12 protein-coding genes and 1 pseudogene are annotated in these 13318 nt (G+C 61.1%); 12 read left to right on the top strand and 1 reads right to left on the bottom strand.

Annotation, left to right across the window (positions count from 1 at the left end):
• Positions 1 to 10: 10 nt before the first annotated feature.
• From AC1VNY_RS18170 to AC1VNY_RS18135, 8 genes and pseudogenes are all read left to right on the top strand, one after another.
• Complete coding sequence (locus tag AC1VNY_RS18170) at positions 11 to 1462, top strand: aldehyde dehydrogenase (RefSeq protein WP_482406198.1); 1452 nt, start codon at positions 11 to 13, stop codon at positions 1460 to 1462.
• Positions 1463 to 1553: 91 nt separating this feature from the next.
• Positions 1554 to 2504 carry a ketopantoate reductase family protein gene (locus tag AC1VNY_RS18165; protein ID WP_482406197.1) on the top strand — a complete coding sequence of 317 codons (951 nt, stop codon included), beginning with the start codon at positions 1554 to 1556 and terminating at the stop codon, positions 2502 to 2504.
• 94 nt (positions 2505 to 2598) lie between these two features.
• The gene (locus AC1VNY_RS18160; RefSeq protein WP_482406196.1) at positions 2599 to 4023 is read left to right on the top strand and encodes an MFS transporter; all 1425 of its coding nucleotides are present in this window, start codon (positions 2599 to 2601) and stop codon (positions 4021 to 4023) included.
• Positions 4024 to 4049: 26 nt separating this feature from the next.
• The gene (locus tag AC1VNY_RS18155; protein WP_482406195.1) at positions 4050 to 5228 is read left to right on the top strand and encodes a 4-hydroxybenzoate 3-monooxygenase; all 1179 of its coding nucleotides are present in this window, start codon (positions 4050 to 4052) and stop codon (positions 5226 to 5228) included.
• Positions 5229 to 5355: 127 nt separating this feature from the next.
• Positions 5356 to 6081, top strand: a complete 726-nt coding sequence (gene pcaH / locus AC1VNY_RS18150; protein ID WP_482406194.1) for a protocatechuate 3,4-dioxygenase subunit beta — start codon at positions 5356 to 5358, stop codon at positions 6079 to 6081.
• Between the two features lie 3 nt (positions 6082 to 6084).
• Positions 6085 to 6714 (top strand): protocatechuate 3,4-dioxygenase subunit alpha, encoded by a 630-nt coding sequence (pcaG, locus tag AC1VNY_RS18145; RefSeq protein ID WP_482406193.1) that lies wholly within the window; start codon positions 6085 to 6087, stop codon positions 6712 to 6714.
• 12 nt (positions 6715 to 6726) lie between these two features.
• Positions 6727 to 7565 (top strand): annotated as a pseudogene (locus AC1VNY_RS18140) (3-oxoadipate:acetyl-CoA acetyltransferase).
• A gap of 519 nt (positions 7566 to 8084) precedes the next feature.
• Positions 8085 to 8996, top strand: a complete 912-nt coding sequence (locus AC1VNY_RS18135; RefSeq protein WP_482406192.1) for a LysR substrate-binding domain-containing protein — start codon at positions 8085 to 8087, stop codon at positions 8994 to 8996.
• A gap of 26 nt (positions 8997 to 9022) precedes the next feature.
• On the opposite strand, the gene AC1VNY_RS18130 is transcribed toward AC1VNY_RS18135, so the two are convergent.
• Positions 9023 to 9628, bottom strand: a complete 606-nt coding sequence (locus AC1VNY_RS18130; RefSeq protein WP_482406191.1) for a glutathione S-transferase family protein — start codon at positions 9626 to 9628, stop codon at positions 9023 to 9025.
• Between AC1VNY_RS18130 and AC1VNY_RS18125 the strand changes: the two genes are divergently transcribed.
• The 4 genes from AC1VNY_RS18125 to AC1VNY_RS18110 all read left to right on the top strand — a co-directional run bounded on the left by AC1VNY_RS18125 (position 9627) and on the right by AC1VNY_RS18110 (position 13296).
• Positions 9627 to 9761 (top strand): hypothetical protein, encoded by a 135-nt coding sequence (locus AC1VNY_RS18125; protein WP_482406190.1) that lies wholly within the window; start codon positions 9627 to 9629, stop codon positions 9759 to 9761. The genes AC1VNY_RS18130 and AC1VNY_RS18125 overlap by 2 nt on opposite strands.
• Positions 9762 to 9884: 123 nt before the next feature.
• Positions 9885 to 10631, top strand: a complete 747-nt coding sequence (locus AC1VNY_RS18120) for a TSUP family transporter (protein WP_482406189.1) — start codon at positions 9885 to 9887, stop codon at positions 10629 to 10631.
• Between the two features lie 174 nt (positions 10632 to 10805).
• On the top strand, positions 10806 to 12113 hold the full coding sequence (locus AC1VNY_RS18115; protein WP_482406188.1) for an MFS transporter: 1308 nt from the start codon (positions 10806 to 10808) through the stop codon (positions 12111 to 12113).
• 28 nt (positions 12114 to 12141) lie between these two features.
• The gene (locus AC1VNY_RS18110; RefSeq protein WP_482406187.1) at positions 12142 to 13296 is read left to right on the top strand and encodes a mandelate racemase/muconate lactonizing enzyme family protein; all 1155 of its coding nucleotides are present in this window, start codon (positions 12142 to 12144) and stop codon (positions 13294 to 13296) included.
• Positions 13297 to 13318 lie beyond the last annotated feature (22 nt).

Below are 13318 nucleotides of genomic sequence, written 5' to 3'. Positions count from 1 at the left end.
GGGAGTAGACATGAATTCGATTTCAATGCTGATCGGCGGCGAACCACAAGCGGCCACCGGTAACGCCACATTCGAGCGCCTCAATCCGCTCGATGGCCAGGTTGCGACGCGCGCGCCGGCCGCCACGACGCGTGATGCGGTCGCTGCCGTGGAAGCAGCCGCCACAGCCTTCCCGAGCTGGTCTGCGACGGGCCCCTCGGAACGTCGCGCCCTGCTGACCCGGGCCGCGCACGCGCTGGAAGCCATGGGCCCGGCATTTGCCACGTCCATCGCTGCTGAAACCGGCGGCTCGGGGATCTGGGCAGGCTTCAACGTCCATCTCGCGGCCGGCATGCTGCTCGAAGCCGCGGCGATGACGACGCAGATCAGCGGCGAGATCATTCCCTCCGACGTGCCCGGCAGCTTTGCGATGGCGGTGCGACAGCCCGCCGGCGTGGTTCTGGGCATGGCGTCCTGGAATGCACCTGTCATCCTCGGCGTGCGCGCCATCGCGCTGCCGCTGGCCTGCGGCAACACCGTCGTCCTGAAGGGCTCCGAGCTGTGCCCCGCGACGCATGGGCTGATCGTCGAGGTTTTCAAGCAAGCCGGCTTCCCCAAGGGGGTCGTCAATTACGTGACCAACGCGCCGTCGGATGCTGGCGCCGTCGTCGAATCGATGATCGCGCATCCCGCCGTCCGCCGCGTCAACTTCACCGGATCGACCCGCGTCGGGAAGATCATAGCCGCGACATGCGCGAAGTACCTCAAGCCGGCCGTCCTCGAACTCGGCGGCAAGGCACCGCTCGTCATCCTGGACGATGCCGACATCGGCGCCGCCGTGAACGCAGCGGCGTTCGGTGCCTTCGCGAATTCGGGGCAGATTTGCATGTCGACCGAGCGCATCATTGTCGATGAGACCATCGCAGACGAGCTTGTACGCCGCCTCGCCGACAAGGCTTCCAAGCTGCCGCTCGGCGATCCGAGGAAGGGCCCCGTCGTTCTCGGCTCCGTCGTGGACATGACGACCGTCAAGCGCTGCAACGAACTGATCGACGACGCACTCGCGAAAGGCGCGAAATTGCTGTGCGGCGGCAAGGCCGATTCCACGCTGATGCCCGCCACCCTGATCGACGGCGTCACGTCGGACATGCGAATCTACAGCGAAGAGTCGTTCGGACCGATCAAGCCGATCGTTCGGGTCAAGGACGAGGACGCCGCGATCGCCTGTGCGAACGACAACGCCTACGGCCTGTCGTCCGCCGTGTTCACCAGGGATACGGCGCGAGGCATGCGCGTCGCGGCGCGCATCCAGTCCGGCATCTGCCACATCAACGGCCCGACCGTGCATGACGAGGCCCAGATGCCGTTCGGAGGCGTGAAGGACAGCGGATACGGCCGATTTGGCGGCAAGTCCGGAATTGCCGAGTTCACGGACGTCCGTTGGATGACGATTCAGACCAGCGAACGACACTATCCGTTCTGATCAGGCGCGAACCCGATCTCAACCTCCAATGAAGTGATGTCGCCTCCCCCTCAGGGGAGGCGCGAGGAAGCTCGTCCAGATGGAGCACAGAATGTCAGATCAGCAGCTACAGCAGCATCGGATCGCCATTCTCGGCTCCGGCGCCATGGGATCATTGTTCGGCGGTTGCCTTTTCGAAGGCGGATCGGACGTCACTCTGATTGATCTGAATATTCCGCATGTGGAGGCGATCCGCATGCACGGCCTCGAATTGAGCACCGACTCGGGCAGACGATTCATTCGCGTACCGGCTCTCTTTCCGCACGAAGTGACGGCGACATTCGACCTCATCATCGTCTTCACCAAGGCCATGCATACGACGGCTGCACTCTCAGCGGTCCGCACCTGCATCGGCCCCGAGACGGTGTTGTTGAGCCTTCAGAATGGCCTCGACAACAAGCTCGCACTGACCGCCTTCGTCCGTCCCGAGAACGTCCTGATCGGCATGACGACCTATCCTGCCGATCTGGTCGCGCCGGGTCATGTCGGGTCGCACGGAACGGGTGTCGCTCGCCTCGCGGCGATCGCCGAGCCTGCCGCACCGATCCTGGCACAGCTCCCTGATCTGCTCGCGCGCGGAGGACTAAACGCCACCGTCGATCCGCAGGTCGAAACGGCCATCTGGGAGAAGGTGGCATTCAACGCCGCGCTGAATACGCTTTGCGCGTTGACGCGCTCAACGGTCGGCGAGATCGGTCGCGACCCGATCGCTCGGGGGCTGGCGATCGCGATCGCTGCGGAAGTCTGCAAGACGGCTATCGCCTGCGGCTTTGCGGTGAACCATTCGCACGTCGAGCAGACCTTGGCGTCCGCGATGCATCACCACACGGATCACAAGCCTTCGATGCTGCAGGACGTGCTTGCCGGAAAGCCGACGGAGATCGAAGCGATCTGCGGCACCGTTGTGGGGCACGCAAGGCAACGCGGCATTTCCACGCCAATTACCGAAACCGCATTGGCATTGATCCGACACATCGATTCGAAGATCGCCAGCAATTCCTGAATAGCGGACATCCTGCGCCGGTGATGCAGGCAAGCGAAGGATCGTGTCGGCACTTCGACCAACACGACGCAAAACAACAGAGAGGAAATCCGTCGTGAACGAGCCGTCTCCCATGGGCCACGCTCTGCACATCGCAGCAACCGGCCCAGATCCAACTCGCCTTTCCGCTGGGATGAGCGGCGGCCGCGAAAGCGCGCATCCTTCCCTCGACATCGGCGAGTTGCTCGATAACAGCCCCTGGGGCGCCATGCAGAAGATGGTCGTCTTCATCGCCGCCCTGTCGATCATCATGGACGGGTTCGATGGACAGCTGATCGGCTTCGCCGTCCCGGTTCTGATCAAGGAGTGGGGTGTTACCCGCGGCGACTTTGCTCCCGCACTTGCGGCCGGGCTGATCGGAATGGGAATAGGGAGCGCCTTCGCCGGCCTCCTCGCCGACAGGTTCGGACGACGCGGGGCCGTGATCGTCAGCGTAATGGTTTTCGGGCTGGCAACCTTCTGCATCGGCTTTGCGGCCAACCTCTGGCAGATCGGTACACTACGATTCATCGCCGGCCTCGGCATTGGCGGAGCCTTGCCGAGCTCCACCACCGTTGCAGCGGAATTCACGCCCGCACGGCGGCGGACGCTCGCCATTACCGCGACCATCGTCTGTGTTCCGCTTGGAGGCATGCTGGCCGGCCTGTTCGCCGGCCTCGTCCTGCCGAGCCTCGGTTGGAGGGCCCTGTTCTTTCTTGGCGGCGCTCTGGCCGTGCTCCTGAGCTTCATCCTGCTCTTCATTCTCCCCGAAACGCCCCGTTTTCTCGTGCGCCGGCCGGCGCGTTGGGCCGAGTTGAGCCGGCTGGTCGGACGCATGTCGCGACCGGTCGCGGCCGACACTGTCTTTACCGATCTAGGCGAGCAGCGGATCGAGAAACGCGAGGGCTTCTTTGCGTTGTTTGAGCAGGGCAGGACGCGCGACACGATCGCGCTCTGGTGCGCCTTCTTTCTCAACCTGCTGGCCGTCTACAGCGCCTTCACGTGGCTGCCGACGATGCTTGCATCAGAAGGACTGGACGTTGCAATCGCTGGGGCAGGTCTGACGGCCTACAACTTCGGCGGGGTCCTCGGCGCATTGATCTGCGCCATGACCATCACCCGGTTTGGCTCCCGCTGGCCGCTCTTGCTGTGCAGCCTCCTCGGTGCCGCCACCGCGTTTTACCTGACCAGGGTGAACATCGCGCTGCAGACGAGCATTCTGATCATCGGGTTCGGTGTGCAGGGCTTCTTCGCCAATGCGGTGCAGTCGACCATGTATGCCGTCTGCGCCCACGTCTACCCGACCACGGTTCGGGCCACCGGCACCGCCTCCGCCCTCGCCTTCGGTCGGCTTGGGGCGATCCTCAGTGCTTTCGCCGGTGCAACCGTGATCACGGCCGGCGGCAAGGATGGCTATCTCCTGATGCTGGGCGGCGCGATGACCGGTCTCGCTCTCTCGCTCGCCGTCGTCCGACGCCACATCCCCGCACGCGAAATCTGACGCGGACATCCCGAGAGGAACACTCAATGCGAACACAAGTAGGTATTGTCGGAGCCGGTCCGGCGGGGCTGCTGCTTTCTCATATACTGCATCTGAACGGCATCGAATCGGTCATCATTGAAAGCCGGTCGCGGGAAGAAATCGAGAAGACGATCCGGGCCGGCGTGCTGGAGCAGTCGACCGTAGACCTGATGACCGAGATCGGCGCCGGAGAGCGCATGAAGCGCGAGGGCTTCGTGCATGACGGCTTTGAGTTGCGTTTCGCCGGTCGCGGGTATCGCATCGATCTTCAAGACCTGACAAATGGTCGCAAGATCACTGTCTACCCGCAGCATGAAGTTCTGAAAGACCTGATCGCGCTTCGCTTGCGTACGGGGGGCGAGATCCACTTTGAGGCCAAGGCAACCAGTATCGACGGCCTCACTTCCGAGCAACCCGTCATCCGCTTCACCACCAGGGACGGCGAGACACGGGAGCTATCCTGCGACTTCGTCGCCGGATGCGACGGCGGGTACGGCACCAGTCGCGCAGCCATTCCGGAACATTTGGTCCGCCGCGACTATTTCCGCGTCTACCCGTTCGGCTGGTTCGGCATCCTCGCCAAGGCACCCCCGTCGTCCGAGGAGCTGATCTATGCCCATCATGAACGCGGGTTCGCGCTGATCTCGACGCGGTCCCCCGACGTGCAGCGCATGTATTTCCAGTGCGATCCCGCCGACAACATCGACAACTGGTCCGATGACCGGATCTGGAACGAGTTGCAGACGCGGGTGGGCGGCGACGGGTTCGAGCTCAAGACCGGAGCGATCTTTCAGAAAGGGATCATCCCGCTCCGCTCCTTCGTCTGCGAGCCGATGCAGCATGGCCGGCTGTTCCTTGCGGGCGACGCAGCGCACTCCGTCCCTCCGACCGGCGCCAAGGGCTTGAATCTGGCGGCGGCGGATGTGCACGTCCTCGCCCGAGCGCTGACCTCGTACTACTCCAGTCGATCAACCGAGCTTCTAGACGCCTATTCGCCCACTGCGCTTCGGCGGGTATGGCGCGCCCAACACTTCTCCTGGTGGATGACGTCGATGCTGCACCGATTCCATGAAGGCACCGAATTCGACCTGAAGCGTCAACTCGCAGAGCTCGAGTTCGTGGCATCGTCGCGGGCCGCCGCGACAACTCTTGCTGAGAACTATGTAGGGCTGCCGTTGGCATGAAGCGGCGAAGTCCACGACGCGATGCCGCGATCACCGGGCTCGCTCGGCGGGATGTACAAATGGACTGCTCGCATGCGGTGGAGCTCCGAGCATTGAAGCATACATGTGAAAAGCAGGGGCGGCGGCCATGATGATCGAGAGAGAGTTCTTTCAACGCGACCGTCGCCTGCATCCGCCTGCGTTTACCCCGCAATACAAGACGAGCGTGTTGCGTTCGCCGCGCATGGCTCTCTGGTCCTTGCAAACCTCGCTGTCCGAGGTAACCGGTCCTTTGTTCAAGCCCGAAGAATTGGGGCCGCTCGACAATGATCTCCTGCTCAATTATGCGCAAACCGGCGAGCCGATCGGAGAGCGGACCATCATTCATGGGCACGTCCGCGACGAAGCCGGCCAGCCCGTTCGCAACACCTTGATCGAGATCTGGCAGGCAAACGCCAGCGGGCGGTATCGGCACAAGAACGACACCTATGTCGCTCCCGTCGATCCCAACTTTGGAGGCTGCGGCCGCACGCTCACGAACGCGGAAGGTCACTACGCCTTTCGCACCGTGAAGCCCGGTGCGTATCCATTCCGGAACCAGGTGAATTCCTGGCGGCCCGCGCACATCCATTTCTCGATCTTCGGATCCGGATTCGCGCAGCGCCTGATCACGCAAATGTATTTCGAAGGCGATCCGCTCATCCCTCACGACTCCATCTTGCAGACGATCCCCGACCTAAAGGCGCGCGATCGCCTGATCGCACAGCTCGACCTCAACGCCTCGGTGCCGCTCGATACACTCGCCTATCGCTTTGACATCGTGCTGCGGGGAAGTCGTCAAACCCTGTTCGAGAACAAGAGGGAGGGAACCTGAGCGATGACCGTTCTGCCGTATACGCCCGAAACGCCGTCGCAGACAGCTGGTCCCTATGTCCATATCGGCTTGATTCCCCAGCAGGCCGGCTTCGACATATTCCAGAGCAATTTCGGCAACGTGCTCTTCGTCCCCCAGACGCCCGGCGAGCGCATCCGCATCGAAGGACGCATTCTGGATGGGACAGGCTCGCCGGTGCGCGATATGCTGGTGGAGATTTGGCAGGCCAACGCGGCGGGCCGGTACAGCCATCCGGCGGACAGACAGGACGATCAGCCGGTCGACCCGTCGTTCCGCGGCTGGGGCCGCGCCGGGACGGACTTCGAGACGGGCGTTTACGCCTTCGAGACCATCAAGCCGGGGCGCGTCATCGGCCGCCGCGGGCACGGGCTGATGGCGCCGCATGTCAATTTCTGGCTGGCGGCGCGCGGCGTGAATATCGGATTGTCAACGCGCATGTACTTTGCCGACGAGCCGATTGCCAACGCGGAAGATCCAGTGTTGCGCATGATCGAGCCCGCGTTGCGCCGCGATACCTTGCTGGCGCGTCGCGACCACCGCGATGGTAAGACGGTCTATTTATTCGATATTCACCTCCAGGGCGAGCGTGAGACAGTTTTCTTTGACGCTTGAGGATCGAGAGCCATGCCAACCAAACCCGTCGTCGTCGCGGTCGCCATCACCGGCTCAGTGCCGCGCAAGCGCGATAATCCCGCCTTGCCGGTGACACCCGCCGAACAGATCGAATCGACGCACGAGGCGTTCGAAGCGGGCGCGTCGCTCGTCCATATCCACGTCCGCAACGACGACGAAAGCCCGTCCTCCGACGCCGCGCGGTTCGCCGTCGTGAAGGAAGGCGTTGAGAAACATTGCCCCGGCATGATCGTGCAATTCTCAACCGGCGGACGGGGCCGCGACCCGGCTGCGCGCGGCTCGGCACTTTATCTGAAACCCGATATGGCCTCGCTGTCCACGGGCTCGGTCAACTTCCCCACCATCATCTATGAGAACCACACGATGCTGGTCGAGGACCTCGCCTCCAAAATGCGCGACAACGGCATCCGGCCCGAGATCGAGATCTTCGACTTGACCACATCCATGGCGCACGACGCTTGATCGACAAGGGACTGATGGACGCGCGCCCGCATGTCCAATTCGTGATGGGCGTATTGAACGCAATGCCAGCAGACGAGCAGCTCCTTGACATTCTGCTGAATGAAACCCGCCGTATCCTGCCGCAAGCCACTTGGACCGCAGCGGGGATCGGAGCGAACCAGGCGCGCGTCATGGAATGGGTTCTGGCCCGCGGCGGTGACGGAGTGCGCACCGGGCTCGAAGACAATATCCGGATTTCCAAGGACAAGCTCGCAAGCAGCAACGCAGAGCTGGTCAAGCTCGCCGTCGACGCCATCGGCCGTCACGGCGCCCGCCCCGCCACGCCACAGGAGGCGCGCTCCGCTCTCCACCTCGATCCTGTCGCTTAGCCAAGACGACGATCGCGCCGTCACCACTAGGGAAGAGGAGCGTGTGGATCCGGGTCGGACGGCCGAGGGACCTTCGACAGGTCAATCTGCGCGATCAAGAGGCCTTCTGCATCCGGATCGAGCGGTTCCGCAACGTCCTGACCATCAGAGCCAAAAGTGTGCGTTGCCTCGCCGCCACTGTTGATCAACCGGGCGCCCCCCGGCGCATCAGAGAACCTCTCCCGCAGAGCGGTGCCGATCACCTGGGTCGGCGCGAGGAGCGAACATTCCGCCTTCCGCAACGAAGCTACTGCGCATCCATATTGACCTTGCCCCCTATCGGGATGACCTCCGGCACCAGACCGAAACTCAGCAGACGGACGAAGCCCTGAACAAAACGGCCGCCGCGCGATCCTGATTTCCGATCGCGTCCATCTTAGACTCTGATAGCGGCTAGAGCGACGAGGCACTATTTACGCTGGATTTTTTCGCGTAGTCGTTATGCACTGGCACTTTAGCCCCTACCAAGGCAGGTGCATCATGTCGCGCTTTCTACCTTCTATGAACGCGCTGCGCGCCTTCGAGGCTTCGGCCAGGCATGTCAGTTTCACGTTGGCGGCCAATGAACTCGGCGTCTCGCAAGCAGCCATAAGTCGTTTCGTGCGGATACTAGAGGACAGCTTGGGAACGAGGCTGTTCGTACGACGACAAAACGGCTTGGACTTAACGGAGGCTGGCTCGCTGCTAGCTCCCGAACTGCGCAGTGTCTTTGAGCGCGTCGATCAGCTGATGCGAGAAACACAGGTGCGCGGCCGTGTAACTAAAGTGTTGACCGTAGGTATTGGCCCGACCTTGGCGACGAGATGGCTGATTCCGCGGCTAGGTCGCTTTGCCTCGGCTCACCCGGATATCGAGATTCGCATTGCAACGGGCGGCGCAGTGGCCCCCTTCAACGAGGAATGGACCTGCGCCATACGACTGGGACAAGACCCTTGGTCAGGGTTCGTCGCTCGGCGGCTTTTTACGATGGATCTGGTTCTGGTCTGCGCACCAGAGCGAGCTAAGCAACTTCGTCGCCCGGCTGATCTCGCCAACATTTCCCTTCTTCGCGTTCGCCATGCGCCAAATGATTGGTCGCGCTGGTGGGCTGCTGCCGGCCTGCCGATGGAGACACTGGCTCGACTTACGCCGGGCCCTGTATTCGATTACTATGGCCTCGCTCTTCAGGCCGCCGCAGATGGTCTCGGAGCCGTGCTGGCGATGCGCGCCTATGTAGAGGAGGACATCGCGATCGGACGGCTGACATCCCCATTCTCTCTAACGGTGCCGAAGATCGACGCATTTTACCTGATTCATCGCCCGGGCAAGGAGCAAGATCCTGGTTTAAAGGCCTTCACTGATTGGCTGGAAGCCGAGATTGGCGAGCCCGCAGACATCAACAACGTCAATTGAGCCGCTGCACGGTGCAGCGTGCCCGGCTATCCTTTAAAAGCAGTCGCTTCATATGCCGGCACTCGACGGGAAAAGTCGTCCAGCCACGCGGCCAGCTTTGGGTGGACGCCGCGCCAGCGGCCACCGAAGCGAAGATCAAGAAAGCCAAGACCACAGGCTTTCGCTATTGCACCGATATGCGGTCTATCATTCCATGCGAATGGCGCGCTTTCCAATGTGTCGAGAGCTCGATCGACCTTACCAGCCTGGTGTTCAAGCCACTTGTCACTCTGTGTCTCAGCAGATCGCCAGCGCTTTTCGTAGGCCTGAAGCAGCGCAGCATCTGTCATCCCCGAAGCCAATGCGTGCGCGAGCAGGACGTCTATTCGATTGCTGCCGCTTGGAATCACAGCGTCGGCGCCGGCCAGGTCGTTGAGAAATTCAAGAATGACCAGGGAATCATAGATAGACCTGCCGTCTTCAAGCAACAGCGTAGGGACTTTGCCCAGCGGATTCTGTGTTCGAATGTCGTCCGCTGGGTCGTAGGTATCGGCAAGATTTACCCGCACTTGATCTTCAAGCCCCAAGACAGAGACAGCGATCCGAACCTTTCGTGCATAGGGTGAAGTCGCAGAGATACGGAGGATCATCATGGATCGTTCTTTCGTGATCGGGCTTCACTTTTTGAAGACGCCGCTGATCGCACGCGAGCCGTGGGACGGCAAGACGTCACCCAACAGATATGGCGCGGAAGTGAGCAAGCTCATCCTCGCTGTTGTGAAATAGCAGCAGCTTGACAGGAGCGCGGCCCGCGCAACCGTCGACCTCAATCCGACCTAAAAAAGTTGGGTCTGACGCCCAACTTTCTCTGTTTGCACTCGTGCCGACGTGGGCGCAACACGTGCTCTTATGTCTGCCCTAACAATCCTATGTCTCGCCGCCTTGATGACGGCAACAGCTTTCCTTTCCGGCATATTCGGCATGGCGGGTGGGCTAATCCTGATCGGAGTGCTGCTAGTCACCATGCCGGTCCCCGCGGCCATGGCGCTGCACGCCGTAACGCAGATGGCATCCAATGGGTGGCGAGCATTGCTTTGGCGACGCCATATCGTTTGGCATCAGCTGGGTTTCTATTCCATAGGCTGCATCGTCGCGCTGGCCATCTGGTCTTTTGTGTTCTTCGTCCCGGACAAACCTGTAGCGTTGCTTAGTCTCGGAATAACGCCATTTCTTGCTCGCGCCATGCCCGCCAATCTTCGAGCCGATCCAGAGTGTCGCGCGCACGGATTAGTCTACGGCATGATCTGCATGTCCCTCATGTTGCTCACGGGTGTAACCGGGCCGTTGTTGGACGCGTTCTTCCTTGGGGCTTCGACGAACGACCGTCGTGGCATCATCGCAACCAAGGCTACTGCGCAGGTGTTGGGGCACGGTTTCAAGCTCGTCTATTTCGGCGGCTTGGCTACAGGGGCCGTTGGGTTGGATACGAAGCTGCTGCTTGCAGCCGTAGCCGCATCAATGCTTGGCACCACGTTGGCTCGACGCGTTCTGGAGTCGATCAGTGACAGCCAGTTCAGGCTATGGGCGAGCCGGCTGATTACCGCGGTCGCAGCCTGGTACCTCGCGCAGGGGAGTTACCTTCTTCTAGTCAGGTAGCTACACGCCGGCGGCCAAATGGGAAGCCCGCGAGGTGGAGGCAAAACGAAGAATGGACGTCGAGCCGAGCTTGGCAAGTCCATCTGCAATGAGCGGGCGGCTGCAGTTGAGCGGGCGCTCATGTCGGCGGTCGACATAACGTCTTGCAAACCAAGATGCTGGGAGGGAGTTAGTATGTCCGGGACGGTGTCCGAGAAGACGATCAAGACGGTGTCACTGCGGCTAACGCCGGTTTTGTTCATCTCATACGTCTTGGCCTATATCGATCGTATCAACATCGGGTTTGCAGCCCTCAGAATGAATGCCGACCTGGGCATATCGCCGTACATCTTTGGATTTGGGGCCGGCGTATTCTTTCTGAGCTATTTCATTTTTGAGATCCCGAGCAATCTTGCGCTGGCGAAATTCGGCGCCCGAAAATGGATATCTCGCATCATGGTTTCGTGGGGCATCATTTCGGCAGCAATGGCGTTCGTGCAGGGGCCCACGAGTTTCATCATCGTACGCTTCTTACTGGGAGCGGCAGAGGCCGGCTTCTTCCCCGGCGTGATCCTTTACCTGACGTTCTGGTTTCCTCAGCAATACCGGGCTCGGATCATTGCCGCATTCATTGTCGCGGTGCCAGTCTCGCTTGCCCTAGGCGGCCCGATCTCGACAGCTATTCTTCACATGGACGGAATTGCAGGCCTTAAGGGTTGGCAATGGCTGTTCATCCTCGAGGGGCTACCGACGGCCTTGTTCGGCCTGGTATTCCTCTTCGTGATGCCGGATAGGCCGCGCGACGCAACATGGCTACGCGCCGACGAGCGCGAGGCCCTCCAACGCGCAATTGACGATGAAGAACGCGCTGTAGCCGTTGCGCACGGAACCAGCATCCGAGATGCGTTGAAGGATACCCGAGTCCTGGCACTCTCATTCATATGGTTTGCGAATACGACAGCCAACCTGGGCTTGGCGTTCTTCCTGCCGCAGATCCTGAAAGGTCTCGGTCTAACTGACATACAGACCGGGATCACGACGTCCATTCCGTACGTCTTTGGCACGCTTGGCATCCTCGCATTCGGCTACGTCTCGGACAGGTACAACGAACGTCGATGGACGCTCTGCGCCGCGCTCGGCCTTACGGCAATTGGATTGCTCGCAGCCGGGCTCTTGACCGGCTCGTTCCTTGCGGTTGCGGTCATGGCTGTCGCCGCGATAGGAATCTATGGTGCAAAGCCGCCGTTTTGGCCGCTTCCCACGACGTTCCTGACAGGCAGCGCGGCCGCAGCAGGGATCGCACTGATCAACTCAATCGGAAACCTGGGCGGCTTCGTAGGTCCTTACGCAATAGGTTGGATCAAGGAATCAACGCAAAGTTTTGAGGCTGGTCTCTATTTTCTCGCCGGCATCACACTCCTCGCGGCTGCGCTAACGCCCATTGTTGTCAATGCTCGCTTCACGAGGAGCCAGAAATCAAGCCCGGAATTGAAAAGAGCCTGAGCCAATCTACCCGAAAGGAACACGACTTATGAGCATCAATCTGGCTCGCATCGAGGCTTTCCTCTTTCGCGCGGAAGTGAAGGAGCCCGTAAAGACATCGTTTGGCAGTATCCCGCGTCGTAGTGTTCTGCTGCTTCGTGTGGAAGATGCTGAAGGAGCGCACGGATGGGGCGAGGTTTGGTGTAATTTCCCACCGTTCAGCGCCGATAATAAAATGCGCTTGCTGGAGACGGTCATTTGCCCGGCAGCCCTGTCGGGCACATACCTCGATCCGGCAGATGCCTGGCATACCCTAACTGCACGGACGCATCGTTGGGCACTGCAAGGAGCAGAGCCTGGCCCGTTTGCCGCCTGTATCGCCGGGCTCGATCTCGCACTCTGGGATCTAACGGCACGGCGCGAGAACAGGACACTCCGCGCGCTGCTGAACAGGGAGCAGCCGCTGAATGCTGTTCCTGCTTATGCAAGTGGTCTTAATCCTGAAACGGCGCCAGAAACGGTTGCGCGATGTCGCGACGCCGGTTTCCGGGCGTTTAAGGTGAAGGTTGCCTTTGGCGCGGATATCGACACCCAAGTTGTTTCCGGTCTGACGAAAGACCTTCGAACGGGCGAACGTCTTATAGTCGATGCGAACCAGGGATGGGATCTCGTCGACGCGCGCCGCATGGTGCCACGCTTGGGCGCTTTTGGCCTTGGCTGGATCGAAGAACCGATCGCCGCCGACAGGCCCGTATCGGAATGGGCTGAACTGGCCGTGTTATCGCCTGTCCCACTGGCCGGCGGTGAGAACGTAATGGGTTACGAAGGTTTTGCAGGCCTGATCCGCGACGGCTATCACGGCATTGTTCAGCCAGACATGTTGAAATGGGGCGGAGTGACCGGTGCCTACGCGGTCGGACGGCGTGCGGTGCTGGCGGGCCGCTCGTACTGCCCACACTGGCTAGGCAGCGGCGTGGGGTTGCTTGCGGCGGCACAAGTGCTCGCTGCCGTCGGAGGTTCGGGGATGCTCGAACACGACGTTATGGAAAATCCGTTACGCGAGGCGCTTGGCCAACCATTCCCGCGCGTAAAGAACGGAGCTTTCCCGCTTCCCGACCGCCCGGGATTGGGCGTTGAACCCGATCTCATGCGAATCCAGGAGTGGCTTGTGACCCGCGCGGAGTACCGGGTACCGAAGCGCTGAATCGAGGCCGCTTTTCTGACGG

The sequence above is a fragment of the Bradyrhizobium ferriligni genome, from assembly GCF_056837965.1.
Note: the sequence above shows the minus strand (reverse complement) of the source record. Positions and strands in the feature narration are given on the sequence as shown.

Coding starts and splice junctions, on each gene's coding strand:
- AC1VNY_RS18170 (WP_482406198.1), top strand. CDS start 11: ATGAATTCGATTTCAATGCTGATCGGCGGCGAACCACAAGCGGCCACC.
- AC1VNY_RS18165 (WP_482406197.1), top strand. CDS start 1,554: ATGTCAGATCAGCAGCTACAGCAGCATCGGATCGCCATTCTCGGCTCC.
- AC1VNY_RS18155 (WP_482406195.1), top strand. CDS start 4,050: ATGCGAACACAAGTAGGTATTGTCGGAGCCGGTCCGGCGGGGCTGCTG.
- pcaH (WP_482406194.1), top strand. CDS start 5,356: ATGATGATCGAGAGAGAGTTCTTTCAACGCGACCGTCGCCTGCATCCG.
- pcaG (WP_482406193.1), top strand. CDS start 6,085: ATGACCGTTCTGCCGTATACGCCCGAAACGCCGTCGCAGACAGCTGGT.
- AC1VNY_RS18135 (WP_482406192.1), top strand. CDS start 8,085: ATGTCGCGCTTTCTACCTTCTATGAACGCGCTGCGCGCCTTCGAGGCT.
- AC1VNY_RS18125 (WP_482406190.1), top strand. CDS start 9,627: ATGGATCGTTCTTTCGTGATCGGGCTTCACTTTTTGAAGACGCCGCTG.
- AC1VNY_RS18130 (WP_482406191.1), bottom strand. CDS start 9,628: ATGATGATCCTCCGTATCTCTGCGACTTCACCCTATGCACGAAAGGTT.
- AC1VNY_RS18120 (WP_482406189.1), top strand. CDS start 9,885: ATGTCTGCCCTAACAATCCTATGTCTCGCCGCCTTGATGACGGCAACA.
- AC1VNY_RS18115 (WP_482406188.1), top strand. CDS start 10,806: ATGTCCGGGACGGTGTCCGAGAAGACGATCAAGACGGTGTCACTGCGG.
- AC1VNY_RS18110 (WP_482406187.1), top strand. CDS start 12,142: ATGAGCATCAATCTGGCTCGCATCGAGGCTTTCCTCTTTCGCGCGGAA.